This is a genomic window from Sphingomonas sp. BLCC-B65 (genome assembly GCF_028550675.1).
GTDB lineage: Bacteria > Actinomycetota > Actinomycetes > Actinomycetales > Microbacteriaceae > Microbacterium.
Window position 1 is genome coordinate 1,044,439 of the sequence record NZ_JAQQGL010000001.1, and the last position, 24,351, is coordinate 1,068,789.

The following is a 24,351-nucleotide window of genomic DNA, read 5'->3' on the forward strand; positions in this document are numbered from 1 at the left end:
ATACCCTTGATGAACGTGTGCGTGTGGGCCGCGCCATACACGGCAGCGGGCCTCGCACGATCTGAAGTTCATCGATGAAAGCAGGCGCAACCGTGTCCAGTCAGGTGACCGGCGTGGGAACTTCGAGCGACGGCGAATTCGGGGCCAACGAATGGCTCGTCGCCGAGATGTACGACCAGTTCGCGAAGGATCGCGACTCGGTCGACCGGGCGTGGTGGCCTGTGCTTGAGGCGTACGAGAAGACTCAGAAGGATGCTGCGCCCGCTCCCACCGCTCCGGCCGCCGCGCCCGCTCCCGCCGCGCCCGCTCCCGCCGCGTCGCCGGCGGCGGCCGCCGAGCCTCGGCCGATGACGGCACCGATCCCCGTCGTCGGCGCCCAGCCGGTCGCCCGCACGACGGCCCGCCCCGCCTCCCCCCAGCCTGTGCCGGCGCAGGCGCCGAGCACCGAACCGACGCCGACTCCCGCCGCCCGCGAGGACGTCGTCACACCGCTGCGCGGCATGCCGAAGACTCTTGCCGCGAACATGGACGAGTCGCTGACCGTGCCCACCGCGACGAGCGTGCGCACCGTGCCGGCGAAGCTCATGATCGACAACCGCATCGTGATCAACAACCACATGTCGCGCACCCGCGGCGGCAAGGTGAGCTTCACGCACCTCATCGGCTGGGCCCTGATCCAAGCCCTCAAGGCCTTCCCCAGCCAGAACGTGTCCTACGCCGAGATCGACGGCAAGCCCTCCGTCGTCGCGCCGGCGCACATCAACCTCGGCATCGCGATCGATCTGCCCAAGCCCGACGGCTCGCGCGCGCTGATGGTCCCCTCGATCAAGCAGGCCGAATCGCTCACCTTCGGCGAGTACCTCTCTGCCTACGAGGACCTCGTCAAGCGCGCCCGCGGCAACAAGTTGACGGCGGCCGACTTCCAGGGCACCACGATCTCGCTGACCAATCCCGGCGGCATCGGGACGGTCCACTCCGTGCCGCGTCTCATGAAGGGACAGGGCTGCATCGTCGGCGCGGGCGCCCTCGAGTACCCGGCCGAGTTCCAGGGCTCGAGCGAGAAGACCCTCGTCGAGCTCGGCATCGGCAAGACGATCACGCTGACCAGCACGTACGACCACCGCGTCATCCAAGGCGCGGGCTCGGGCGAGTTCCTGAAGATCGTGCACGAGCTGCTCACCGGTCAGCGCGGCTTCTACGAGGGCATCTTCGCGGCCCTGCGCATTCCGTACGCCCCGATCCACTGGGCCGGCGACATCAACGTCGACATCGCCGAGCGCGTCGACAAGACCGCCCGCGTTCAGGAGCTCATCAACTCCTACCGCGTCCGCGGCCACCTCATGGCCGACACGGATCCCCTCGAGTACGTGCAGCGCACGCACCCCGACCTCGAGATCGAGAACCACGGCCTCACCTTCTGGGACCTCGACCGCGAGTTCGTCACGGGAGGCTTCGGCGGCAGAAGGCTCATGAAGCTCCGCGACATCCTCGGCGTGCTCCGCGACTCCTACTGCCGCACGATCGGCGTCGAGTACATGCACATCCAGGACCCGGCCCAGCGCAAGTGGTTCCAGGACAACGTCGAGGTCAAGTACCAGAAGCCGAGCCATGACGAGCAGCTGCGCATCCTCGACAAGCTCAACCAGGCCGAGGCCTTCGAGACGTTCCTGCAGACGAAGTACGTCGGCCAGAAGCGCTTCAGCCTCGAGGGCGGCGAATCGCTCATCCCGCTGCTGGATCAGATCCTGCAGGGGGCAGCGGGCGCGGGTCTCGACGGCGCCGCCATCGGCATGGCGCACCGCGGGCGCCTGAACGTCCTGACCAACATCGCCGGAAAGACCTACAGCCAGATCTTCCGCGAGTTCGAGGGCTCCGTCGCGATCGGCTCGAAGAGCGGCTCGGGTGACGTCAAGTACCACCTCGGTACGCAGGGTACGTTCGTGTCGGATGCCGGTGAGGAGCTGCCGGTGTACCTGGCGGCCAACCCGTCGCACCTCGAGACGGTCGACGGCGTGCTGGAGGGCATCGTCCGCGCCAAGCAGGACCGCATGCCGATCGGCTCGTTCTCCTGGCTGCCGATCCTCGTCCACGGAGACGCGGCCTTCGCCGGGCAGGGCGTCGTCGTCGAGACGCTGCAGATGTCGCAGCTGCGCGGATATCGCACGGGCGGCACCGTGCACGTGGTTGTCAACAATCAGGTCGGCTTCACGACGCTGCCCCAGGACGGCCGCACCTCGGTCTATGCGACCGATGTCGCCAAGACCATCCAGGCGCCGATCTTCCACGTGAACGGCGACGACCCCGAAGCCGTGGTCCGCGTCGCCGAGCTCGCCGTCGCGTACCGCCAGGAGTTCAACCGCGATGTCGTCATCGACCTCGTCTGCTACCGCCGCCGTGGACACAACGAGGGCGACGACCCGTCGATGACGCAGCCGCTGATGACCAACCTCATCGAAGCGAAGCGATCCGTGCGCCGGCTCTACACCGAGTCGCTCGTCGGTCGCGGCGACATCACCGAGGAAGAGTACGAGAAGGCCAAGCAGGACTTCCAGAACCGTCTCGAGATCGCCTTCGCCGAGACCCACGCCGCCGAGACCGGTGCCACCGGCATCGTCTCCCCCGCCGTCACGGGCGGCGTGGAGCAGGCGGTCGGCGAGCCGGAGACCACCGGCGTCGCGACCGAGGTCGTGCACCAGATCGGCGACGCCTTCGTGAACAAGCCCGATGGCTTCACGGTGCACAACAAGCTGCAGCAGCTGCTGGAGAAGCGCCTCGATATGAGCCGCAACGGCCAGATCGACTGGGGCTTCGGCGAACTGCTGGCCTTCGGGTCGGTCTTGATGGAAGGCACGAACGTGCGCCTGGCCGGCCAGGACGCCCGCCGTGGAACGTTCGTCCAGCGCCACGCCGTGCTCCACGACCGGGCGAACGGACAGGAGTGGCTTCCGCTGGCGAACCTGTCGGAGAGCCAGGGCCGGTTCTACGTCTACGACTCCCTGCTCAGCGAGTATGCGGCGATGGCGTTCGAGTACGGGTATTCCGTCGAGCGGCCCGACACGCTCACCCTGTGGGAGGCGCAGTTCGGCGACTTCGCGAACGGTGCCCAGTCGGTGATCGACGAGTACATCTCCGCCGCGGACCAGAAGTGGGGCCAGCAGTCGAGTGTCGTGCTGCTGCTCCCGCACGGCTACGAGGGTCAGGGTCCCGACCACTCCTCCGCCCGCATCGAGCGCTACCTGCAGATGTGCGCGCAGGAGAACATGACCGTTGCGCGACCCTCGACCCCGGCGTCGTACTTCCACCTGCTGCGGCGCCAGGCGTACGCCCGTCCCCGTCGTCCCCTGATCGTGTTCACCCCCAAGGCGATGCTGCGCCTTCGCGGAGCGACGAGTCCCGTCGAGGCCTTCACCACCGGACGGTTCGAGCCCGTGCTCGACGACGATCGCAACCTCGACCCGTCGGCGGTCACCAAGGTGCTGCTGCACTCGGGCAAGATCCACTGGGATCTCAAGGCCGAGCTCGACAAGAAGCCGAACCCGCAGGTCGCTCTCGTCCGTCTCGAGCAGCTGTACCCGGCTCCGATCGATCAGCTGAACGCCGTGATCGACCGCTACCCGAACGCCCAGCTGGTCTGGGTGCAGGACGAGCCCGAGAACCAGGGCGCCTGGCCGTTCATCGCGCTCGAGGTCGTCAAGCACCTGCACGGACGCACGATCCGCCGCGTGTCCCGCGCCGCCGCCGCCTCCACCGCGACCGGCTCACCGAAGGTGCACGCGCGCGAGCAGGCCGCGATCCTCGAGAAGGCTCTCACCGTCTGACCTGACTGCCGCTCATCCGGCGGCGGGCAGCGCCAGGCGCACACGCGTGCCGTCGCCCTCGCGGGAGGCGATCGTGACCTCGCCGCCGTGTCTGTCGACGATGGTGCGCACCAGTGCCAGGCCCAAACCGCTGCCCCCGCGATCACGCGCGTTGCGGCCCCGAGCCAACTCGTCGAAGACCGCATCGATCTCGTCGGCGGGGATGCCGCGGCCGGTGTCGGCGACGTCGAGGACGACGGCACCGTGCTTCTCGTCGCCGCGGATCTCGATCACATCGCTCGGCTCGGAGTACTTGGCCGCGTTCGCCACCACGTTGAACAGAGCCACGAACAACAGGTCGGGATCGCCCACCACGTCCGGCAGCGGCCAGGGCGCCGCCGGCAGGGTCACCGCCACCTCGCGCCCGTGAGCGTCCCGGACCGCGTCGACGACGTCCGTCACCAGCGCGGCGACCGACACGCGCGAGCGCTCGACCTCGGACGTCTGCAGTTCGGAGAGTTTGCGAAGGTCGGCGACCAGCCGCGAGAGCCGGGCCGTCTGGGCATCGATGGTCGCGAGCTGGGGCGTATCGGCCTCGCTCGCGGCGACGGCGACGCGGATCGCCGTCACGGGATTCTTCAACTCGTGGTCGAGTCGAGCGAGAAAGCGTCGGTGCTCCGAGGCCGCCGTGTCGCGCGTGGTGCGCCGTGTCGTCTCGAGGAGACGACTCCGGCGGTGAGCCGCGAGAGCGAGAGCCGCGGCCGCCGCGGCGAACAGGACCGCGACGCCCACGCCTACGGCCGGAACGCCGGCCTCGACCACGATCGATCGCCGGTCTCCTGCGATGACGCCGGCGACGGCGACACCGGCTGAGACGACAGCGGCAGCGGCGAGAACCAGCACCCCGACGCGAGTGTTCATGCGCGGCGCACCTCGGCGCGGAACCGGTAGCCGACACCCGCAACGGTCTCGACGTAGCGCGGGTCCGTCGCGTCGTCGCCGAGAGCAGACCGCAGCTCCGCGACACGGTGGTCGACCGCTCGAGTGTGCGAGGCGAAGTCGAAGCCCCACAGCGCCGACAGCAGTCGCTCGCGGGTATGCACCTCGCCGGGGCGCGCCATGAGGTACTCCAGCAATTGGAACGCCTTCGGGGTCAACGGCACCTCGGCATCCCCCCGCCAGACGCGACGACCGGGGCGGTCCAGTCTCAGGCCGTCGGCGACGAGCGTCTGCGACGTCACCAACGGGGCGGCTCCCGCGGCGACGCGGCGCAGCACCGCGCGTGCGCGGGCGACGAGCTCCTGCGGGTCGAACGGCTTGTTGAGGTAGTCGTCGGCGCCTTCTTCGAGCGCAGCCGAACGCTCGCCCGACTCTCCGACTCGCGTGAGCAGGATCGCCGGCGTGCTGTCTCCGGCCGCGCGCAGCCGGCGGACGAACTCCCGACCGTCCAGCACCGGCATCATGACATCGCTGACGATGATGTCGGGTACCCACTGCGTGACGACGTCCCACGCCTGCTGACCGTCAGCCGCAACGCGCACCTCGAACCCGCTGCGCGTCAGGAACGGGGCGAGGCCGTCGGTGATCGAGCTCTCATCGTCGACGAGGAGCAGACGCGGCGGCGCGGAGGTCATGAACGGATCGTACCGATCAGGAGATCGGCGTCGTGCCGTTGAGGGTGCCGGCATCCTTGACGACAGCCGTGCCGCTCTCCCAGCCGACGAGGTTCGCGTCCGCGCCCGCGTCCAGCACGATCTCGCGGGCCGCGGCGACGATGACGATGTTCCCGTCGCCCTGAACGCTGAGCTCGTCGACAGCGGGCAGCAGGACGGTGGCCGCCGAGGCCAGGATCGTGACCTCCCGGCAGTCGCCTGTCACCTCCACGACCAGTGCGTCGGCGTTGCGGTCGACCGTGTACGCGCCGTCCACGCACGCCACGTGCTGCGTGACCTTGTCGCTCCAGCGACTGCGCTGCAGCTTCGCCATGCGCTCGTCATCGACGACACCGCGCACGTTCGCGCTGTCGCTCGGCGACGGCGAGGGCGCCGCTGCCGTCGGAGACGTGGATGCGGCCGTATCTGCGGCCGTCGAGGTCGCGGCGCCGGCGTCCGACACCCGGACGCTGCAGCCGGCGAGTGCGCAGCCCGCGATCAGGAGCGCGAAGGACAGAGCGAGAGGGCGGCGTACCGTGTTCATGCAGACAACGTTACGAAACGGATGTCGCAGCCGCGTCGCGACCGTGTCGCGATCTTGCGACAGGGCATGATGAGGCGAACACCCGCACGCCGCCGAGCTCGCACCGGCCGACCTTCCGACAGGACGACATGGACGTCGCACTCCTCGTCAATCCGACGGCCCGCGCCTCCGCGCGCACCCACGCCGCGGAGGACGTCGCCGCGCTCCTGCGCGCCCACGGCATCCGCACGACGTTGATCGCGGGCGGCAGCGCCGTCGAGTCCAGCGACCTGCTGCGCCTCGCCCTCCAGGCGGGCGCCGATGCCGTGCTCGTCGCGGGCGGGGACGGCACGGTCAACCTCGCCGCGCAGGAGCTCGCGGGAACCGGCATCCCCCTCGGCATCGTGCCGACGGGCACCGGCAACGACGTGGCCACCGCCCTCGGGCTGCGCGAGCGCGATGCGCGCGGAGCCGCCGAAGCCGTCGCGGCGGGGTCCACACGCACGATCGATCTCGCGCGCGTGCGTCGCGAGGACGGCTCGACGTCGTTGTACGCGACCGTGCTGGCGAGCGGATTCGACTCGCGGGTGAACGACCGCGCCAACCGCATGCGCTGGCCCCGCGGCCACGTCCGCTACGACCTCGCGATCCTCATCGAGTTCCTGCGACTGCGCTGCGTCGACTTCGAGGTGGAGCTCGAGCACGCCGACGGCACGATCGAACGCCGCGGCGAGGAACTGCTCATGGCGACGGTGGGCAACGGCCCGACCTATGGCGGCGGCATCCCCATCTGTCCGGATGCCGACCTCGCCGACGGCCTGCTCGACGTCACGCTCGTGCGCCCGCTCGGCCGGACGCGGCTGCTCCGGCTGCTGCCCCGCGTCTACCGCGGCGCGCATACCGGCCTCGACGAGGTCGTCACCGCACGCGTGCGGCGGGTGCGACTGTCCGCCCCCGCGACCACCGCCTACGCCGACGGCGATGCGGTGGGGATGCTGCCACTGGAGATCGACGTCGTTCCCGGTGCGCTCCGCGTCTTCGCGCCGGCGGCGCGCTGATCCCGTTTCCGGGCCGAGTCACGGACCGATCCGACGGTTGCGGTCAGTGGTGGCTCGCCTGCTCCGCGCGCAAACGGGCCAAGACCTGGTCGCGCAGCTCCTCGGGAGCCGTTTCCTTGCAGGCCCGTGCGACGACGGCGGTCAGCGTCGTGGCCACCAGCGCCTCGTCGCGGCAGGACGGGCAGTTCTCCAGGTGCGCGCGGATGTCGGCGTGCTCTGTCTTGCAGACCTCGTTGCGGAGGTACTCTTCCAGGTCCTTGCGTGCTTTGTCGCAGCCGCAGTCACTCATTTCTTGCTCCCTGATGAAGTCGCGGGCACCGGCACGTCCATGCCGCGCTCGCGCGCGTAGTCGGCGAGGAGGTCACGCAGCATGCGCCTGCCGCGATGCAGGCGGCTCATGACCGTGCCGATGGGGGTCTTCATGATGTCCGCGATCTCCTGATATGCGAAGCCCTCGACGTCGGCGAGGTACACCGCGAGACGGAAATCCTCCGGAATCGACTGGAGCGCGTCCTTGACCGCGGATGCCGGCATGTGGTCGATCGCCTCCGCCTCCGCCGAGCGGCTCCTGGTGGCGGTCGTGGACTCCGCGCCGCCGAGCTGCCAGTCCTCGAGATCGTCGATCGTGCCCTGATAGGGCTCGCGCTGCTTCTTGCGGTACGTGTTGATGTACGTGTTCGTCAGGATGCGGTACAGCCACGCCTTGAGGTTCGTGCCCTGCGTGAAAGAGGACCAGGATGCGAAGGCCTTGACGAACGTCTCCTGCACCAGATCGGCCGCATCCGCCGGGTTGCGCGTCATCCGCATGCCCGCGGCGTACAGCTGATCCATGAACGGCAGCGCCTGCTGCTCGAACTGCGTACGGGCGTCCGCGGCGCTGTCGAGCTCGTCCGCCGGGACGAGGTCTGTGGCCGGGGTTTCGGGGGTGGGCGACTCGAGGGCCGCGTGCTCTTCCATCAGGGCCCAGTCTACGTCGGCGATGTCCGGCACCAGGGGTGCGAGTGTCGCGGTCACGGGGCTCCTCTCTTCGTCGGCGTCCACCGTTCGGCAGGCTGCACCCGTCGCGCCGAACGCGGCACTGTCGGACGGGTTCGTTAGGGTAGAACCCGATGACAGTCACCGGGTATTCCCCTCTTCCGCCGGCAGGTTCTCCCTGGCCGGCGCCGCGTGCGGACGAGGCCGTGCATGCGACGGTCTCGGTGCCCGGCTCGAAGTCGCTCACCAACCGCAAGCTCGTCCTCGCCGCACTGGCCGACGGCCCCAGCACGCTCACCTCACCCCTGCACTCCGAGGACTCGGAACGCATGATCGCGGCGCTGCGTGCACTGGGCGTGGAGGTCTCCGAGGTCCCCGGCTCCGGTCGGTTCGGACCCGACCTGCTGGTGACCCCGCCCGCGTCCTTCCGCGGTGACGTCGAGATCGATTGCGGTCAGGCCGGCACCGTCATGCGCTTCATCGCCCCCCTCGCCGGACTGGCCCACGGTGACGTCACCTTGACAGCGCACCCGAGCGCCTTGCACCGCCCGATGGGCGAGATGATCAAGGCGCTGCGCGAGATCGGTGCCGACATCGACGACGGCGGCACCTGGTCGTTGCCCTTCACGGTCCGCGGGCGCGGCCACATCCGTGGCGGCGAGGTCACGATCGACGCGAGCGGCTCGAGCCAGTTCGTCTCCGGACTGCTCCTGGCCGCGCCCCGCTTCGACGTGGGCCTTCACCTCATCCACTCCGGCGAGCGCCTTCCGTCGGTCCCCCACATCGATATGACCATCGAGACGCTTGCGCGTCGCGGCATCCAGGTCGAACACCCCACGCCCAACGAGTGGGTCGTTCCCGCTGGCACCCTGCGCGGACGCGACGCCGCGATCGAGCCGGATCTGTCGAACGCGGCGCCGTTCCTCGCCGCGGCGATGCTGACGGAGGGCTCGGTGACGATCCCCGGGTGGCCCGCGAGTTCGACACAGCCCGGCGCGCTCCTGCCCGAGATCCTCACTCTCCTGGGCGGGCGGGCAACCCGCCGCGGCGGCGCTCTCACCGTGACCGGCGGTCCCCGCATCGCCGGCGTCGACCTCGACCTGAGCGCGGCGAGCGAGCTGACGCCAACCCTGTTCGCGCTGGCCGCCTTCGCCGACGCCCCGACGACCCTCCACGGCATCGGACACATCCGCGGCCACGAGACGAACCGCATCGAGGCCCTCATCGCCAATCTGGAGGCACTCGGCGGACACGCCGAGGAGCTGCCCGACGGCATCCGCATCGTGCCCGCTGACCTCCACGGCGGCCTCTGGCGCGCGCACCACGACCACCGCATCGCGACCGCCGGCGCCCTCATCGGCTTGCGCGTGCCCGGCGTCGAGGTCGACCACATCGAGACCACGGCGAAGACCATGCCGGAGTTTCCCGCCCTGTGGAGCGGGATGCTGTCCGGGTCTGCGAACGACTGAGCCGGCCGGTGCGAGGCGTGCGATGAGCTGGCTCGATCTCGGCGACGATGACGACGAGCTCGAGTTCGACGAGGCCGACATCCGGGTACGCCCCAATCCGAAGGCGAATCGCCCGCGCACGAAACGGCGCCCCGCCCACGCCGATGCGGTGATCGGTCGGGTGCTCGGCGTCGACCGGGGCCGCTACACCGTGTTGATCGACGAAGACGGTCCCGACGAGCACACCGCGCTCGCCGCCCGCGCGCGCGAACTGCGCAAGCAGCCGATCGTCACCGGCGACCGTGCGCGCGTCGTGGGCGACACCAGCGGCGATGAGGGCACTCTGACGCGCATCGTCGGGCTCGAGGAGCGCACATCGCTCCTGCGGCGCAGCGCCGACGACACCGACCAGGTGGAGAGGGTCGTGGTCGCCAACGCCGACCAGATGCTCGTCGTCGTCGCCGCCGCCGACCCCGAGCCGCGGCCTCGGCTGGTCGATCGCTATCTCATCGCGGCTCTGGACGCCGGCATCCATCCGCTCCTGGTCGTGACCAAGACCGACCTGGCCGATCCCGCCCCCTTCCTTGCGCACTTCGAGGGCGTGGACGATCTGGAGATCTTCACGAGCGGCCGCGGCCAGATGCCGGTCGAGGAGATCGGGCGACGCCTGATCGGCCACTCGACCGTCTTCGTCGGCCACTCCGGTGTCGGCAAGTCGACGCTGGTCAACGCCCTCGTCCCCACGGCCGATCGCGCAACGGGCCACGTCAACGAGGTGACCGGCCGCGGCCGTCACACGTCGAGTTCGACGGTGTCGCTGCGCTACGTCACGGCGGAGGGGCGCGGCTGGGTGATCGACACCCCTGGCGTGCGATCGTTCGGGCTCGGACACGTCGACCCGGCGAACATCCTCCGCGCCTTCACGGATCTGGCGGTCATCGCCGAGGAGTGTCCTCGCGGCTGCACACATCTTCCCGACGCACCCGATTGCGCACTGATCGAGGCGGTGGCCGAGGGACGGCTGGGCGAGCGCGGAGCGGCACGACTGGATTCGCTGCAACGTCTGCTCTCCACGTTCGCCTGATCGTAGGCTGGGGCTATGGCACGCCTCGAACCCGGTACCCCCGCCCCCGATTTCACGCTCGTCGATCAGGACGACGCACCGGTCAGCCTTCACGATCTGCGCGGCACCCCGATCATCCTGTTCTTCTACCCCGCCGCCATGACGCCCGGGTGCACGACGGAAGCCTGCGACTTCCGCGACAGCTTGGCACCGCTGCAGGCGGCGGGCTACGCGGTGATGGGCGTCTCGCGCGACGACACCGCGACCCTGCGCCGCTTCCGCGAGCGCGACGGTCTCACCTACCCGCTGCTCAGCGACCCCGATCACGCCGTGCACGACGCCTACGGCGCGTGGGGCGAGAAGATGAACTACGGAAAGACCGTGGAGGGCGTCATCCGCTCGACCATCGTCGTGGATGCCGAGGGTCGCGTCGCGCACGCCCTGTACAACGTGAAGGCCACCGGGCACGTCGCCCGCGTGCGTTCCCTGCTCGGCGTCGGCTGACCATCCGCTGAGCGGCCCTCGGAGCCGCTCAGCGGCGGTCGTCACCGCGCCGGGCCGCGGTGCGCGCCGCGAAAAACAGGGCGACCATTCCGATGGCGGCGGGAATCGCCGTCGCCAGGGCCGTCGAGACGGACGGGTTCGGGCCGGTGATGGCGCCGAGCGCCACGGCGAGGATCAGGAGCTGACTGACGATTCCCCCGGATCGCCCCCAGGAATGGCCACGCCAGACGGCCACCGCGAAGGCGACGAGCGCCACCGCCCCGATCGCCGTGAGGACGATGAGAGCGACCGAGCTGACCGGGTCGTCGGTGTCACCGGTGATCAGGGCGACGATCTCCCAGCCCGTCACGACGAGAACGGCGAGCGCTTCCAGCGCCAAGATGGCCGAACCGATCCGTTCCGCCGTCGTCGTCGTCATCATCATGCGAGTGGGCCCTCCGATACAGCCGGTGCACAGCACACGCCGGGGGAAATGCCGAGTTCACCCTTGATTCATCTGAATGACCATGGGAGCATTGAACTATCCGTGTGCTCCCACAGTGGCGTGGGGCGAGCGTCTGCTCGCACACCATCAGGGTAATCGACGCCCGACGTCACAACCCACCCGACTTCTCATCCCGCATCAAGGAGCACCCCCTATGGATTGGCGCGACAAAGCCGCCTGCCTGACCGTCGACCCCGAGCTGTTCTTCCCCGTCGGAAACACCGGGCCCGCTGTCGATCAGATCGAGAAAGCCAAATCCGTGTGCGCGCGCTGCACCGTCACGGAAGTCTGCCTGCAGTACGCCCTCGAGACCGGTCAGGACTCGGGCGTGTGGGGCGGATTGTCCGAGGACGAGCGTCGCGCTCTGAAGCGCCGCGCGGCCCGCGCCCGCCGCGCCAGCTGAGACGGCGGCCACCCGCGGCCGCCCACCCCGCGAAGAACGAGCTCGCCGAGGTCGTTCTCCCTCAGTTCTGCGTGCGTCCGAGGTAGCGCATCGGGATCTCGATCGTCACCTCGGTGCCCGAGCCGACGAGCGTGTGCCAGTCGATCGTTCCACTGAGTTCACCCTGAATGAGGGTGCGGACGATCTGTGTGCCGAGCCCGCGACCGACCTGACCTTCCGGCAGGCCGACGCCGGTGTCGCGCACCTTCACGCCGAGTCGGTCCTCGGTGCGTTCCGCGATGATCTCGACCTCGCCCTCCTGATCGACCAGACCGTGTTCGACGGCGTTGGTGACGAGCTCGGTGAGAGCCAGAGCGAGAGGTGTGGCGTACTCGCTGGGCAGTGTGCCGAACGTGCCGGTCTTCCGCGTCCGCGCGCGGGTGTTGGGCGACGCAGCGACCTCCGCGACGAGCTTGAGCACCCGGTCGAAGACGTCGTCGAAGTCGACGTTCTGGGCGAGGCCCTCCGACAGCGTGTCGTGGACCACTGCGATCGCCGCGACCCGGCGCATCGCGTGCGTCAGCGCGTCGCGAGCCTCATCCGAGTGTGTGCGCCGCGACTGAATGCGCAGCAACGACGCGACCGTCTGGAGGTTGTTCTTGACGCGATGATGGATCTCCCGGATCGTCGCATCCTTGGTGATCAGCTCCTGCTCCTGATGTCGGATCTCCGTGACGTCCCGGCACAGCACGATGGCGCCGATCCGGGTGCCGTGGTCCTTCAGGGGGATCGTCCGAAGTGACACCGTGACGCCGCGCGCCTCCAGGTCGGCGCGCCAGGGCGCCCGACCGGCCATGACGATCGGCAGCGACTCATCGAAATCGCGTCCTTTCGGCAGAATGCCGGTGGCCACTTCGAGCAGCGATTCCCCTTCGAGCTCGTCGTCGAAGCCGAGGCGGTTGAACGCGGAGAGGGCGTTGGGGCTGGCAAACGTGGTCGTGCCGTCGACATCGATGCGGATCAGACCGTCGGAGGCGCGCGGGGCACCCCGTCGTGGAGAAGTCGGTGCGGCGAGGTCGGGGAAGTCGGCGCTGGAGATCATGCCGAAGAGGTCGTCGGCGCAGTCGTTGAAAGTGATCTGCTGGCGTGACGGGGTGCGCGCCTCGCCGAGGTTGGTGTGCCGCGTGAGCACGCCCACCACCACGGGCGACTGCTCACCGGCGCCGGCCGCGCGCACGATCGGCACCGCGCGCACGCGCGTGGGGGTCTCTTCGAACCAGTCCGGGGATGCCGAATCGACGATCTCGACCCGCGTGAACGCGTCCCGCACCTGGGTCCGCCATTGCGGGCGCACCATGTCGCCGACGATGTCCCGGTAGAACAGCGTCGCCGCACCGCTCGGCCGGGTGTGCGCGACGGCGATGAACGAATCGTCGACCGTCGGTACCCAGATCACGATGTCGGCGAACGCGAGGTCGGCGAGGAGCTGACCGTCGCCGGCGAGGCGGTGCAGCCACTCGATGTCCGCCCCCGTGGACCGGCCCTGGGCATACACGAGATCGCTGAGCGTCGACACGCACCCAGCCTAGGCGAGATCGTTCGACGGTGACGCGGTCACGCCCGTCACGCCGCGCCGCGAAGCGCGCGGCGCGTCCGGGCGCGCGCGCCGCTTCCCGGGCTCGGAGCATCGGCGCCGGACGCGCGTGACGGTCGCGTTCCCGCGGCGCGCGCCGGAGGCGGTTCGATCGCCTCGCCGACGAAACGACGAACGGCGCCCGACAGCGCGGATCGAGGTGCGACCCGGCCCACCGGCTGTGCCTGCAGGACCGCGGCATCGGCAGCCTTCGGATCCCATGGCACGAACCAGCACGCCGCGACGCCGACGTAGCGCTCGAGCGTGCGACGCACCTGCGACCGCGCATCGATCCCGAGCGTCGATGACCGTGTCTTGTTGACCAGGACGCGGATGGGGGCGGCTCCGGCCGCCGCGCGCAGATCGGGGTACGCGCGGACGAAACGTGCCACGCCGACAGGGTCTGCGGACACGACGGCGACGACGACATCCGCCGCGGCCAGGACGGCGAGCGTGGCCGCGTTGCGGCGCGGGCCTTCGATGTCGCTGACGATCTCCTCGTCGCGCTCCAGCGGCGCCGCGACATCGACGATCAGGTCCTCGACCCACGTGCGACACTGCTCGAGAGCACCGCCGACGCGTGCCGAGGAGAGCTCTGGCCAGCGCCCCGGCCGGTTGATTCCCGCCAGGACGGCGACATCACCGAGAGGCAGAGCGATCCGTTCGAGCTCGGCGGCGCTCAAGGTCCCGCGCTCGGCCGCTCGGCACGCGGCAGCGAAGCCCGGCCCCTCGTCGGCGAGTCCGGTCAGCATGGCGATCGACGGAGCATGCGTGTCCGCGTCGGCGAGTGCGACCCGGCGCCCGTCCCGCGCGAGCTCCGCCGCGATCTCGATCGCCAGAGTGGTGCGTCCGGGGGCGCCCGCGGGTCCCCAGACAGCGATGATGCGACCACGCGCGGGCCCCGTCGGCGCAGGGGCCACCGCGTGCACCACCGCCGCGCACACGTCGTCCGGCGCGCACGTGGCGACGCCGAACATCTCGGCGAGTCGACGGTCGGCTGCACCGTCGCAGATCGCGACGATACGTACACCGAAGCGGTCGCACACGGCCACGAGTTGAGGAGTCAGTGCGGCTCGGCCGGCATCGACGGCCAACACGTCGGCGGCGGCGAGCGCGCCGAGCATCTCGGCCGCAGCCCGTCCCGTGACGGCATCGGCGGCGGCGTCCGCCGGAGCATCAGCCGTCACGACGAGACTCACCTCGGCGCCGTGGTCGTCGAGAGCGTCGACGACGGAGGCTCCCAGGCGGTCGGACGCCAGCACCACACGCAGGCTCATGAGCCCGCTCCCCCGCTCGGGACGATCGACAGGCTGGACCCGTCGGCGATCGCCGCGAGGGTCGCGGCGACGTCGGCGCGGTCGATCACGATCTCGACCGAGACGGCGGCGGCGCCCATCATCGACCGGTCACGATCGACCGATGCGACCGTCGCGGAGCCGACGAGGATGCGGGGCGTGTCGTACGCGCCCCGCTCCCGCGGGGCCGCAGCCCAGACGTCGACGGATGATCCCGTCTCGACGGTGGAGGGCACATCACTCGCGCTCGTGATGACGACCGTGGTGCTGCGCACGCCGGCCGCCTCACCGAGCGCATCGTTCGGCACGAGCTCGCCGGCCCGCACGACGCGGGTCGCGACGGCCCCCGGCCGCAGCGTCGTCGGCGACGCGTACGAATCGTGCATCGGCCCGAGCGCGACATCGACCACGCGCAGGTCGGCGGATTCGACGGTCTCACCCGGGAGCAGCGTCGTGGCGGCGGCGAACACGGGCGCGGTCTGACGTGCCGCGGCGACCACGAACCAGACGCCGCCCACCGAGACGACGATCAGCGCGATTCCGAGCAGGAATCGCAGGTCTGCCCAGAACGCGCGAGGGCGGGGTCGGGTCGTGACGGAGTCGCTCATGTCGGTATCGTGGCTCAGGATCGCGCCGACCCGGGCTGGTTATCCACAGCGCGGCGTGGACCCGCGAGGGCGAGCCCACGGGACCGCATAATGGCCTCATGCCCGAATCACCCGAAGCCGGCGCACGCCTGCTGACACCCGCCCAGGTGGCGGAGATGCTGCAGATCGCCGTGGACGAGGTGGTCGCTCTCGTGATCGATGGCCGTCTTCGAGGAATGAAGGCGGGCTCGCCGGCGCGCTGGCGCATCGATGCCGGCAGCGTCGCGGCCTATCTCGACGACCAAGTGGAAGACGCGCGACGGATGGCGCTGTGGCGCGAGTCGAATGCGGCGAGCTTTCCCGAGCTGTGGGGTCGAGGCGCGGTGCGCAACCCGGACTGATCGTCGCACCACCGGCATCCCTCAGACGAGGTCGGCGACCGCATCCATCCGCATCGCGGCCACCGCCGGGAACGGCACGATCCGGAAGCCGCGCAGCTGATCGGCTCGGCGCACCGCGCCGACCTCGTGCAGCGCGAGATCGAGATGGTCTGCCCCGGCGCGATCGATCGTGCCGGACAGGACACGTCCCGTCACGAGACGCACCGTCACCGGGATGCGCCGACGGACGAGATCGCGAACGACGAAGCCCAGAGACATACGCTGCGCGAGTGCGCCGCCGGGGTGGGCGCTGCGCACGCTGTCGAGAAGATCTTTCGTGCCAAGGACCATGGTCGCCACGGCGGTGAACGGCACGATCCAGACCATCCCCGACGATCCGTCCTCGACGGACACGGCGAGCCAGTCGGATCCGACGCGCGTGACGACTCCCGACAGCGTCGTGCCGTCCGTGAGCTCGATGCCGAGGGAGACGTCGCCGGCCTCCGTGAGCACCACGAGCCGATCTCGGACGGGGATGCGCGCCAGGCGCAGGCGCTCCGCCTCGGTATCGAGAGCGGCGCGCTCAGCCTCCCATTCGGAGTCGAGTTGGTCTTCCAGATCCTCGAAGAAGCGGTCCCAGCGCACGCGGCGACCCTAGAGCACGGATGCCGCGGCCCGCCGACTCTGTCCACAGCGGCCTCTCCACACGTTGGAGGATTCTCATCCTTCCTGTGCGTGGGCTGTGTTGTACTCGTCAGACGCCCGACCGGGCGGACGACGACAGAGGAGGACGGAGCATGGCCACCGCATCCCCCGACGCTGCCGGTACTCCACCGCGCAGCGCGACCGCGCCGCGGAGCGTGTCGACACCACGCCGCGGATCTGCATTGGAGGTCGCGGAGTACTTCGCACCCCAGCGCACCGGCACGGATGCGCTGCCCGCTCCCGAGCCGCTGCTGAAGAACCTGACCATCGGCGTCCTCGAGGCCCTCGCCGGGGTGCGCGAAGTCGATCAGCTCGCACGCTGGTTCGGCGAGGACGCGTTCCGCGCGCTGATCACACGGGCCAATCTGTCGGCTCGTGCGCGGAGTGCGCGCGGTGTCGCGCCGGCCCGCCCCGTGCACCATATCCTTTCGACACGCCACTCCTCGCCCGCCGACGGCGTCATCGAAGGAGTCGTCATCGTGGCAGGACCCGCGCGCACGCGCGCCGTCGCCCTCCGTCTGGAGGGCTGGGACGGTCGCTGGCGCGCCACGTCCCTCGCACTTCTCTGAGCCTTCCGGGGACGCGGCCGGCGTGACCGACCCGCCTCACTGCCGGTACGACGAGAGGAAGTTGCCGAGCCGTTCGATCGCCTCGGTGAGCACGCGCGCCTCCGGCAACGTCACGATCCGGAAGTGATCCGGCGTCGGCCAGTTGAATCCCGTGCCCTGCACGAGCAGCACATGCTCCGCGACGAGGAAGTCGTAGACGAACTTGGCATCGTCGTGGATCTCGTAGATCTCGGGATCCAGTCGCGGGAACGCGTAGAGAGCGCCGCGCGGCTTGTGGCACTGCACCCCCGGAATCGCGGTGAGAGCGTCGAACGCGGCATCCCGCTGCTCGTGGAGCCGCCCGGTGGGGGCGATCAGGGCGTCGATCGACTGCACACCCGACAGCGCGGCCTGCACTGCGTGCTGGGCGGGAACGTTGGGGCACAGCCGGGTCGAGGCCAGCAGTTGGATGCCTTCGAGGAACCCGGCGGCGTGCTTCTTCGGGCCGGTGATGACCATCCAACCCGACCGGTACCCCGCCACGCGATAGGTCTTCGACAGGCCGTTGAACGTCAGGCAGAGCAGGTCCGGCGCGAGCGTGGCCAGCGGGATGTGCACAGCGTCGTCGAACAGGATGCGGTCGTAGATCTCGTCGCTGAGCAGCAGCAGCGAGTGCTCTCGAGCGATCTCGACGATCCCCTCCAACACCTCGCGCGAGTACACCGCGCCGGTCGGGTTGTTCGGGTTGATGACGACGATGGCCTTCGTGGCCGGCGTCACCTTCGACCGGATGTCTTCGAGGTCGGGCTGCCATCCGTTCTCGTTGTCGCAGCGGTAGTGCACCGGCGTCCCGCCGGCGAGGCTCGTCATGGCCGTCCACAGGGGATAGTCCGGCGCGGGGATCAGCACTTCGTCACCGCTGTCCAGCAGCGCCTGCATGGTCATGGTGATGAGCTCGGACACTCCGTTGCCGAGGTACACGTCGTCCGGATCGAACGCCGGGAACCCGGGCACCTGCTCGTACCGCGACACGACGGCGCGGCGGGCCGACATGATGCCGCGGCTGTCGCTGTAGCCGTGGGCGTGCGGCACCGCTTCGATCATGTCGCGGACGATCTGGTACGGAGCCTCGAAACCGAAGACGGCGGGGTTGCCCGTGTTGAGCTTGAGGATGCGGTGGCCGTCGGCCTCGAGCCGGTCAGCTTCGACAAGGGCGGCTCCACGGATCTCGTAGAGAACGTCCTTGAGCTTGGATGACTGGTCGAGGATGCGGGGACTCATCGGATCAGGATATCGCCGCCCCGACGAGGCCAATCGCCGACCGGTGGCCCGGACAGCGCCGACCGGCGACTACTTCTTCTTGCCGGCGGCCCGACGCTCGGCGCGGTTGTTCGCCGCAGGCGCGGATGCCGCGGCATCCGTGCGCTGCCCGAATGCCCCGCGCGGAGCCTCGGCGGCGGGTGCGGCCGGCGCGGCGGGCGCGCTCTGCTGGCGGAGCTTGCTCGTCGCCGCCTGCTGGACCTGCCCGCGATCGTTGCGGACCTCGACCTCGCCGGCGTCGTTGGCAGCCGTGTACTGGAGCTTCTGGTTCTCGACCGAGGGCGCGACCTGCAGGCCCTTGGCCTCGACCTCCTCGCCGCTCTGGCGCACCTCGACTTCGAGGTTGTAGAGGAAGCCGACCGACTCCTCCTTGATCTGGCCCATCATGGTCTGGAACATCTCGTAGCCCTCGCGCTGATACTCGATCAGCGGGTCGCGCTGCGCCATGGCACGCAGGCCGATGCCGTCCTTGAGGTAGTCCATCTCGTAGAGGTGATCACGCCAGCGCCGATCGAGCACCTGGAGCACGACGCGACGCTCGAGCTCGCGCATGGCGGGCCCGCCGAGCTTCTCCTCACGCGCCGCGTACGCGATCTTCGCGTCCGAGAGGATCTCGCGCTTGAGCACCTCCGGCGTGACGCGCCCCTTGTTGCCGCTTTCGGCGACGACCTCGTCGATCGTCACCGACACCGGGTACAGCGTCTTCAGCTCGGTCCACAGCGCGTCGAAGTCCCAGCTCTCGTTGTGGCCGGTACCGGTGTGGTCATCGATGATCGCGCCGATGGCGTCCTCGATGAAGTGCTGCACGCGGTCGGACAGGTCGTCACCCTCGAGCATCTGGCGGCGATCGGCGTAGATCGCCTCGCGCTGGCGGTTGAGGACGTCGTCGTACTTGAGCACGTTCTTGCGGATCTCCGCGTTGCGGGCCTCGACCTGCGACTGCGCGCTCTTGATCGCGCGCGAGACCATGGTCGATTCGATCGCGACGTCGTCCGGGAAGTTCGTGCGGGCGAGAATCGCCTCGGCGGCGCCGGACTGGAACAGTCGCATGAGGTCGTCGGTCAGCGACAGATAGAAGCGGCTCTCGCCCGGGTCGCCCTGACGGCCCGAGCGGCCGCGCAGCTGATTGTCGATGCGACGGGACTCGTGGCGTTCGGTTCCGAGGACGTACAGTCCGCCGGCCTCGACGACCTTGGTCGCCTCCTCGGCCACCGTGTCGCGCATCGCGGCGTAGGTCTCGGTCCAGGCGGCATCGTACTCATCGGGCGTCTCGACCGGGTCGAGCCCCTTCGCCTTGAGCTCCTGCACGGCCAGGAACTCGGCGTTTCCGCCGAGCATGATGTCGGTGCCACGACCGGCCATGTTGGTGGCCACGGTGACGGCGCCGAGCCGGCCGGCACGAGCGACGATCTCAGCCTCACGCGCGTGGTTCTTGGCGTTGAGCACCTCGTGCTTGATGCCCTTCTTGGCGAGCAGTCGCGAGAGGTACTCGCTCTTCTCGACGCTGACGGTGCCGACGAGGACCGGCTGTCCGGTCTCATGACGGCGTGCGATGTCCTCGACCACCTGCGCGAACTTCGCCTGCTCGTTCTTGTAGACGAGGTCGGGCTGGTCCTTGCGGATCATCGGCTTGTTCGTCGGGATCGGAACGACGCCGAGCTTGTAGGTGGACATGAACTCGGCCGCTTCGGTCTCAGCGGTACCGGTCATGCCGGCGAGCTTGTCGTAGAGGCGGAAGTAGTTCTGCAGCGTGACCGTGGCGAGTGTCTGGTTCTCCGCCTTGACCGGCACGCCCTCCTTGGCCTCGATGGCCTGGTGGATGCCCTCGTTGTAGCGACGCCCGACCAGGATGCGGCCGGTGTGCTCGTCGACGATCATGACTTCGTCGTTCATCACCACGTAGTCGGTGTCGCGCTTGAACAGCGCCAGGGCCTTGATCGAGTTGTTCAGGAAGGAGATCAGCGGGGTGTTCGCCGACTCGTACAGATTGTCGATGCCGAGGTAGTCCTCGACCTTCTCGATGCCGGGCTCGAGCACACCGATGGTGCGCTTCTTCTCATCGACCTCGTAGTCCACCCCGGCCTCGAGCGTCTTCGCGATCTTCGCGAACTCGACGAACCAGCGGTTGGCCTCGCCCGAGGATGGGCCCGAGATGATGAGCGGGGTGCGCGCCTCGTCGATGAGGATCGAGTCGACCTCGTCGACGATCGCGAAGAAGTGACCGCGCTGAACCAGATCCTGCTTCTGCCAGGCCATGTTGTCGCGCAGGTAGTCGAAGCCGAACTCGTTGTTCGTGCCGTAGGTGATGTCGGCGTTGTACTGCTCGCGGCGCACCTCGGGGGTCTGTCCGGCGACGATGGTGCCGGTGGTCATGCCGAGGGCACGGTAGACGCGACCCATGAGCTCGGCCTGATACGACGCGAGGAAGTCGTTCACGGTGATGACGTGCACGCCCTGGCCGGCGATCGCGTTGAGGTAGACGGCGAAGGTCGCGGTGAGCGTCTTTCCCTCACCGGTCTTCATCTCCGCGATGTTGCCGAGATGCAGCGCCGCACCACCCATGATCTGGACGTCGTAGGGACGCTGGCCGAGGGTGCGCTTGGCGGCTTCGCGCACGGCTGCGAAGGCCTCCGGCATCAGCTTGTCGAGGCTCTCCCCCGCCTCGTGGCGGGCGCGCAACTCGGCGGTCTCGCCGCGCAGCTCCTCGTCGGTCAGCTGCGCATAGTCCTCTTCCAGGGCGCCGACCGCCTTCACGACCTGCTGAAGCCGCCGCAGGATGCGTCCTTCGCCGGCGCGGAGCAGTTTCTCGAGAGGGTTGGCCACGGAGCATCTCCATCTATCGGGTGCGGGCGACGTGCGACGTCGCCTCGACCGCGCACGAGGGCACGGCATACGGGGCCATGTTACCTGGCTGTGACTTTGCTTACCTGCGCGAGACCTCGAAAACACGCGCATAGGATCGTGACATGGCCGGATTTTGGGGCGCACGCAAGCAGGAACGCGAGCAGCGGGCGGCCGAGGACGCCGAGCTCGGCCGCCGGGCGGACGCGGCGCTCGTCGAGATCGACGAGCGCCTGCGCACGACGGAGGACGAACTCGTCTTCGCCGAGATCGAACTGGGCACCGACCCCACCCAGAGCCTCCGCGAGGCGCTGAACGCGGTGCGCAGCCACATGGGCGAGGCGTTCCAGCTGAATCAGCTCAATCATGACCACATGCCGGACACCCCCGACGAGCTGCGCACGCGCAACGCGCGCATCATCCAGCTGTGCGACTGGGCACAGGAGCTCCTCGACGATCGCCTCCAAGCTCTCGCCGAGCCCGTCGAGCGCGCCCGCCGCGCTCCGGAGATCATCGCCGGCATCCGCGCCGACGTCGAGCGGGGCACACAGCGACTCGAACGCGCCGAGGCGACTCTCGCGCGCGTGCACGCCCGGTACGCGCCTGCCGCCGTGCGACGCATCGAGAAGAACGCCACCGAAGCTGCCCAGCTCTTCGCCTTCGCCACGCACGGCGCCGATGTCTCCACGGCACGACGCGAGAGTGGTCAGCGGGAGCAGGCGAACCTCGCGCTGGAGACGGCGATGGAGGCGGTGCGCCGCGCGACCACCCTGCTGGATGCCGTGGACGCCTTCGAAGTGGAGGCGTTGCGTGCCGAATCCACGCTCGACGCCATCGTGGAGGATTCGCGCGGCGACCTCGTGGCCGCTCGTGAGCTGCAGAGCATCCCCACCGTGAGCGCTGCCATGGCTGCGCTCGAGAACGAGCTTTCCGCACTCACCCCGGCGGGCGAGCTTCCCGACCCGTTCGGTGAGCTCACCCGACTGCGTGAGGCCAACGCCGCACTGGATGCCGCGGTCGCCAAGGCCCGTGCACGTCTGGCCCACCCCGCACCGCCGGAGGGCCACGTCCGCCATGCGATCGACGACGCGGACCGCCAGCTCGGCGTCGCGCGCAGCGTCATCTCCGGCCACCGGGGATGGATCGGCGCCGATGCGCGCACCCGTCTGGCCGAAGCGGAACGGATCCGCCTAGACCTGGCGGCGCTGAGCGCACAGCCCATCGGCGAGGACGATCGCGAGCAGGCCCTCGCCGACGCCCGTCGGTGCGGGCAGCTGGCGGCGGAGGCTCTGCAGCTGGCCCAGCGCGACATCGACTCCTCCCGCCCGAATGACGGCGGTTGGGGAAATGGTGGCGGCTGGGGAGGCGGTCGCCGCGGTGGAGGCGGCGACATGGTCGGCGGCATCCTCGGCGGGCTGGTCATCGGCAGCATCCTGGACGGCATCTTCGACTGAGTCCGCCCGATCGGGCGGATGCGCCGACCCGCGCCGAAGAAGCGGAATCGGATCGGAGAAACAGAATCGGATGCCGCGCGTCGCGGCATCCGATTCTGTTCACTCGCCCCGGTTTCGGGGCTCGGCCGGGTGGCTCAGGACGCGAGCTCCGCGGCGGGCGGAGCACTGGCGGTGAGCGAGATCACGCCGTAGTCCCAGCCCTTGCGGCGATAGACGACGCTCGGGTGGTCGGTGCGCGCGTCGATGAAGAGGAAGAAGTCGTGTCCGACCAGCTCCATGCGGTCGACGGCCTCTTCGACCGTCATCCACTCGGCGTCGAAGTTCTTGGTGCGGATCACGACCGGCGTGTAGTCGTCCTCGCCCTCGTCGCCGACGGCGATCGGGATCTCGCCGGTCGCGACCGCACGCAGCGTCTCCACCGATGCCGGCTGCACGTCGATGCCGGACAGCGCCCCGCTGCCCTTGTCGAGCTTGGCTCCGCGCGGGTGGTTTCGGGCGTCCACGCGCTTGTCCTTGGCACGACGCAGCTGCTCGGCGAGCTTGTCCACAGCCATGTCGAGTGCCGTGAACTTGTCGTTGTCGGTGGCCTCCGCACGCACGAGCGGACCCTTGCCGGTGACGGTCAGCTCGACGGTCTCCTCTTCGCGGCTTCCGTTGTGATACGCGCGATGGGTGACCTTGACGTCGAGACGCTGCGCTCGGGGGGACAACGTTCCGATGCGGACGGACTTCTCTTCGGTGACGGTGCGAAAACGATCCGAGATGCTCACACCCACGCCGACGATGCTGGTTTCCATCCTGACCTCCTTGTTCCGGGTCCAGCCGGTCAAGGGCGGACCCTGAGTTCGCCTTGGTCTCTCCCACGCTATCGGGGCGAGGCGGCGCTGTCACGCGAGAATCCCGGGAGTAACGGACCGATTCTCTGAGCATCGGCAATGGATCTGCGCTCACGGGGCGTGTCGGGCGGTGGCAGCGACGGTCGCGGCCCCGATCACGTGCGCACCGCCCGCCGTCAGCGCCCGCACGGCCTCTCGCAGCGTCGCCCCTGTGGTGAGCACATCGTCGACGACGATGACCGACAGACCGGCGACGTCACGGGCACGGAGGGTTCCCGCGACGTTGCGCGCGCGGGCCTCGCGACCGAGCCCTCGCTGGTCGGCGACCGCGCCGCGTGAGCTCAGCGCCCGGAGCGGCTTCAGTCCGCCGCGCCCCGCCAGCAGGGTTCCGGTGTCGTATCCGCGCCGGCGGAACGCGCGGCGTGAGGACGGCACGGGCACGACCGCCACATCGATGCCGTCACCGTCCAGCCGCGCCACGGCCGCGGCCAGGGCGGCGCCGAGGGGCCGGGCCAGTCCTGTGCGCCCGTCCTCCTTGAACGCGCGCAGAACACGTGCCGGCACGCCCGAGAAATCCAGTGCGGAGCACACGGGCAGGCCCGGACGGAGTGAACCGAAGCGCACGGACGGTCGAAGGAGTTCACGGCAGTTCGCACACAGGGCGACGTCCGGCTCGTCGCAGCCCGCGCACCACACGGGCAGCACGAGCGACAGCGCCGCTGCCGCGGCCTCGCCCACGCGGCGCCACGCGGACGCGCGCAGTGGCATCGGTTCGAGCATGATGCCAGCCTGCCGAACGCATGTCCTGCACGCGGACGCGAACGCGGACCTGTGGACCGATGTCTGCGCAGCGCGACGCGGGGAGG

The 24,351-nt window shown here is 69.5% G+C and carries 23 protein-coding genes; 9 read left to right on the plus strand and 14 right to left on the minus strand.

What is annotated here, in order from left to right; translation table 11 throughout:
* Window positions 1-113 precede the first annotated feature (113 nt).
* Complete coding sequence (locus PP359_RS05135; protein WP_499250027.1) at window positions 114-3,818, plus strand: multifunctional oxoglutarate decarboxylase/oxoglutarate dehydrogenase thiamine pyrophosphate-binding subunit/dihydrolipoyllysine-residue succinyltransferase subunit; 3,705 nt, start codon at window positions 114-116, stop codon at window positions 3,816-3,818.
* A 12-nt stretch (window positions 3,819-3,830) separates the two neighbouring features.
* Here PP359_RS05135 and PP359_RS05140 read toward each other — a convergent pair whose 3' ends face one another.
* The 3 genes from PP359_RS05140 to PP359_RS05150 are packed head-to-tail and all read right to left on the minus strand — an operon-like array spanning window position 3,831 to window position 5,993.
* Window positions 3,831-4,718, minus strand: coding sequence for a sensor histidine kinase (locus tag PP359_RS05140; RefSeq protein WP_499250028.1), 888 nt, complete (start codon window positions 4,716-4,718; stop codon window positions 3,831-3,833).
* Window positions 4,715-5,431 carry a response regulator transcription factor gene (locus PP359_RS05145; RefSeq protein ID WP_294944392.1) on the minus strand — a complete coding sequence of 239 codons (717 nt, stop codon included), beginning with the start codon at window positions 5,429-5,431 and terminating at the stop codon, window positions 4,715-4,717. Before PP359_RS05145 ends, PP359_RS05140 begins: the two co-directional genes overlap by 4 nt.
* Window positions 5,432-5,447: 16 nt before the next feature.
* Entirely contained in the window at window positions 5,448-5,993 is a 546-nt protein-coding gene (locus tag PP359_RS05150) for a DUF3060 domain-containing protein (protein WP_204946723.1), read from the minus strand.
* Window positions 5,994-6,121: 128 nt separating this feature from the next.
* Between PP359_RS05150 and PP359_RS05155 the strand changes: the two genes are divergently transcribed.
* The gene (locus PP359_RS05155) at window positions 6,122-7,030 is read left to right on the plus strand and encodes a diacylglycerol kinase (protein WP_112932629.1); all 909 of its coding nucleotides are present in this window, start codon (window positions 6,122-6,124) and stop codon (window positions 7,028-7,030) included.
* 43 nt (window positions 7,031-7,073) lie between these two features.
* Here PP359_RS05155 and PP359_RS05160 read toward each other — a convergent pair whose 3' ends face one another.
* Window positions 7,074-7,319, minus strand: a complete 246-nt coding sequence (locus PP359_RS05160) for a zf-HC2 domain-containing protein (protein ID WP_036317410.1) — start codon at window positions 7,317-7,319, stop codon at window positions 7,074-7,076.
* Window positions 7,316-8,044, minus strand: a complete 729-nt coding sequence (locus PP359_RS05165; RefSeq protein WP_499250029.1) for a sigma-70 family RNA polymerase sigma factor — start codon at window positions 8,042-8,044, stop codon at window positions 7,316-7,318. The genes PP359_RS05160 and PP359_RS05165 overlap by 4 nt, the downstream gene beginning before the upstream one ends.
* A gap of 95 nt (window positions 8,045-8,139) precedes the next feature.
* Here PP359_RS05165 and aroA point away from each other — a divergent pair, with 95 nt between their 5' ends.
* From aroA to bcp, 3 genes are read left to right on the plus strand one after another with little or no spacing between them, the layout of a single operon-like run.
* Complete coding sequence (gene aroA / locus PP359_RS05170) at window positions 8,140-9,474, plus strand: 3-phosphoshikimate 1-carboxyvinyltransferase (RefSeq protein WP_499250030.1); 1,335 nt, start codon at window positions 8,140-8,142, stop codon at window positions 9,472-9,474.
* Window positions 9,475-9,496: 22 nt separating this feature from the next.
* Complete coding sequence (rsgA, locus tag PP359_RS05175) at window positions 9,497-10,537, plus strand: ribosome small subunit-dependent GTPase A (RefSeq protein WP_039414355.1); 1,041 nt, start codon at window positions 9,497-9,499, stop codon at window positions 10,535-10,537.
* Window positions 10,538-10,552: 15 nt separating this feature from the next.
* A complete protein-coding gene (gene bcp / locus PP359_RS05180) occupies window positions 10,553-11,020 on the plus strand; it encodes a thioredoxin-dependent thiol peroxidase (RefSeq protein ID WP_039414354.1) in 468 nt (155 codons plus the stop codon).
* 28 nt (window positions 11,021-11,048) lie between these two features.
* Here bcp and PP359_RS05185 read toward each other — a convergent pair whose 3' ends face one another.
* On the minus strand, window positions 11,049-11,444 hold the full coding sequence (locus tag PP359_RS05185; RefSeq protein ID WP_499250031.1) for a hypothetical protein: 396 nt from the start codon (window positions 11,442-11,444) through the stop codon (window positions 11,049-11,051).
* A gap of 214 nt (window positions 11,445-11,658) precedes the next feature.
* Between PP359_RS05185 and PP359_RS05190 the strand changes: the two genes are divergently transcribed.
* Window positions 11,659-11,907 carry a WhiB family transcriptional regulator gene (locus tag PP359_RS05190; protein ID WP_005048317.1) on the plus strand — a complete coding sequence of 83 codons (249 nt, stop codon included), beginning with the start codon at window positions 11,659-11,661 and terminating at the stop codon, window positions 11,905-11,907.
* 61 nt (window positions 11,908-11,968) lie between these two features.
* On the opposite strand, the gene PP359_RS05195 is transcribed toward PP359_RS05190, so the two are convergent.
* Genes PP359_RS05195 through PP359_RS05205 form a run of 3 tightly spaced genes read right to left on the minus strand, consistent with a single transcriptional unit; the run spans window position 11,969 to window position 15,422 of the window.
* Window positions 11,969-13,462, minus strand: a complete 1,494-nt coding sequence (locus tag PP359_RS05195) for a sensor histidine kinase (RefSeq protein WP_036317362.1) — start codon at window positions 13,460-13,462, stop codon at window positions 11,969-11,971.
* A 47-nt stretch (window positions 13,463-13,509) separates the two neighbouring features.
* Window positions 13,510-14,796, minus strand: coding sequence for a CpaE/TadZ family protein (locus PP359_RS05200; RefSeq protein ID WP_295818680.1), 1,287 nt, complete (start codon window positions 14,794-14,796; stop codon window positions 13,510-13,512).
* The gene (locus PP359_RS05205; protein WP_112932622.1) at window positions 14,793-15,422 is read right to left on the minus strand and encodes a hypothetical protein; all 630 of its coding nucleotides are present in this window, start codon (window positions 15,420-15,422) and stop codon (window positions 14,793-14,795) included. The genes PP359_RS05200 and PP359_RS05205 overlap by 4 nt, the downstream gene beginning before the upstream one ends.
* Window positions 15,423-15,520: 98 nt before the next feature.
* On the opposite strand from PP359_RS05205, the gene PP359_RS05210 reads away from it, so the two are divergent.
* A complete protein-coding gene (locus PP359_RS05210; RefSeq protein WP_039414340.1) occupies window positions 15,521-15,802 on the plus strand; it encodes a helix-turn-helix domain-containing protein in 282 nt (93 codons plus the stop codon).
* A gap of 21 nt (window positions 15,803-15,823) precedes the next feature.
* Here PP359_RS05210 and PP359_RS05215 read toward each other — a convergent pair whose 3' ends face one another.
* Window positions 15,824-16,426, minus strand: a complete 603-nt coding sequence (locus PP359_RS05215; protein ID WP_295818683.1) for a hypothetical protein — start codon at window positions 16,424-16,426, stop codon at window positions 15,824-15,826.
* A gap of 152 nt (window positions 16,427-16,578) precedes the next feature.
* Between PP359_RS05215 and PP359_RS05220 the strand changes: the two genes are divergently transcribed.
* Complete coding sequence (locus PP359_RS05220) at window positions 16,579-17,055, plus strand: Rv3235 family protein (RefSeq protein WP_187289968.1); 477 nt, start codon at window positions 16,579-16,581, stop codon at window positions 17,053-17,055.
* Between the two features lie 36 nt (window positions 17,056-17,091).
* On the opposite strand, the gene PP359_RS05225 is transcribed toward PP359_RS05220, so the two are convergent.
* Window positions 17,092-18,315 carry a pyridoxal phosphate-dependent aminotransferase gene (locus PP359_RS05225; protein ID WP_039414335.1) on the minus strand — a complete coding sequence of 408 codons (1,224 nt, stop codon included), beginning with the start codon at window positions 18,313-18,315 and terminating at the stop codon, window positions 17,092-17,094.
* A 69-nt stretch (window positions 18,316-18,384) separates the two neighbouring features.
* On the minus strand, window positions 18,385-21,309 hold the full coding sequence (secA, locus tag PP359_RS05230; RefSeq protein WP_499250032.1) for a preprotein translocase subunit SecA: 2,925 nt from the start codon (window positions 21,307-21,309) through the stop codon (window positions 18,385-18,387).
* 11 nt (window positions 21,310-21,320) lie between these two features.
* On the opposite strand from secA, the gene PP359_RS05235 reads away from it, so the two are divergent.
* A complete protein-coding gene (locus PP359_RS05235; protein ID WP_499250033.1) occupies window positions 21,321-22,649 on the plus strand; it encodes a hypothetical protein in 1,329 nt (442 codons plus the stop codon).
* A 134-nt stretch (window positions 22,650-22,783) separates the two neighbouring features.
* Here PP359_RS05235 and hpf read toward each other — a convergent pair whose 3' ends face one another.
* Window positions 22,784-23,446, minus strand: coding sequence for a ribosome hibernation-promoting factor, HPF/YfiA family (gene hpf, locus PP359_RS05240; RefSeq protein WP_039414325.1), 663 nt, complete (start codon window positions 23,444-23,446; stop codon window positions 22,784-22,786).
* A 150-nt stretch (window positions 23,447-23,596) separates the two neighbouring features.
* Window positions 23,597-24,265 carry a ComF family protein gene (locus PP359_RS05245; protein ID WP_499250034.1) on the minus strand — a complete coding sequence of 223 codons (669 nt, stop codon included), beginning with the start codon at window positions 24,263-24,265 and terminating at the stop codon, window positions 23,597-23,599.
* Window positions 24,266-24,351: the final 86 nt, after the last annotated feature.

What these genes read in the sequence shown, in the direction of transcription:
- PP359_RS05140 (WP_499250028.1), bottom strand. Translation starts at nt 4,718, where the DNA reads ATGAACACTCGCGTCGGGGTGCTGGTTCTCGCCGCTGCCGCTGTCGTC.
- PP359_RS05145 (WP_294944392.1), bottom strand. Translation starts at nt 5,431, where the DNA reads ATGACCTCCGCGCCGCCGCGTCTGCTCCTCGTCGACGATGAGAGCTCG.
- PP359_RS05150 (WP_204946723.1), bottom strand. Translation starts at nt 5,993, where the DNA reads ATGAACACGGTACGCCGCCCTCTCGCTCTGTCCTTCGCGCTCCTGATC.
- PP359_RS05155 (WP_112932629.1), top strand. Translation starts at nt 6,122, where the DNA reads ATGGACGTCGCACTCCTCGTCAATCCGACGGCCCGCGCCTCCGCGCGC.
- PP359_RS05160 (WP_036317410.1), bottom strand. Translation starts at nt 7,319, where the DNA reads ATGAGTGACTGCGGCTGCGACAAAGCACGCAAGGACCTGGAAGAGTAC.
- aroA (WP_499250030.1), top strand. Translation starts at nt 8,140, where the DNA reads ATGACAGTCACCGGGTATTCCCCTCTTCCGCCGGCAGGTTCTCCCTGG.
- rsgA (WP_039414355.1), top strand. Translation starts at nt 9,497, where the DNA reads ATGAGCTGGCTCGATCTCGGCGACGATGACGACGAGCTCGAGTTCGAC.
- bcp (WP_039414354.1), top strand. Translation starts at nt 10,553, where the DNA reads ATGGCACGCCTCGAACCCGGTACCCCCGCCCCCGATTTCACGCTCGTC.
- PP359_RS05185 (WP_499250031.1), bottom strand. Translation starts at nt 11,444, where the DNA reads ATGATGATGACGACGACGACGGCGGAACGGATCGGTTCGGCCATCTTG.
- PP359_RS05190 (WP_005048317.1), top strand. Translation starts at nt 11,659, where the DNA reads ATGGATTGGCGCGACAAAGCCGCCTGCCTGACCGTCGACCCCGAGCTG.
- PP359_RS05200 (WP_295818680.1), bottom strand. Translation starts at nt 14,796, where the DNA reads ATGAGCCTGCGTGTGGTGCTGGCGTCCGACCGCCTGGGAGCCTCCGTC.
- PP359_RS05205 (WP_112932622.1), bottom strand. Translation starts at nt 15,422, where the DNA reads ATGAGCGACTCCGTCACGACCCGACCCCGCCCTCGCGCGTTCTGGGCA.
- PP359_RS05210 (WP_039414340.1), top strand. Translation starts at nt 15,521, where the DNA reads ATGCCCGAATCACCCGAAGCCGGCGCACGCCTGCTGACACCCGCCCAG.
- PP359_RS05220 (WP_187289968.1), top strand. Translation starts at nt 16,579, where the DNA reads ATGGCCACCGCATCCCCCGACGCTGCCGGTACTCCACCGCGCAGCGCG.
- PP359_RS05225 (WP_039414335.1), bottom strand. Translation starts at nt 18,315, where the DNA reads ATGAGTCCCCGCATCCTCGACCAGTCATCCAAGCTCAAGGACGTTCTC.
- secA (WP_499250032.1), bottom strand. Translation starts at nt 21,309, where the DNA reads ATGCGCGTGTTTTCGAGGTCTCGCGCAGGTAAGCAAAGTCACAGCCAG.
- PP359_RS05235 (WP_499250033.1), top strand. Translation starts at nt 21,321, where the DNA reads ATGGCCGGATTTTGGGGCGCACGCAAGCAGGAACGCGAGCAGCGGGCG.
- hpf (WP_039414325.1), bottom strand. Translation starts at nt 23,446, where the DNA reads ATGGAAACCAGCATCGTCGGCGTGGGTGTGAGCATCTCGGATCGTTTT.
- PP359_RS05245 (WP_499250034.1), bottom strand. Translation starts at nt 24,265, where the DNA reads ATGCTCGAACCGATGCCACTGCGCGCGTCCGCGTGGCGCCGCGTGGGC.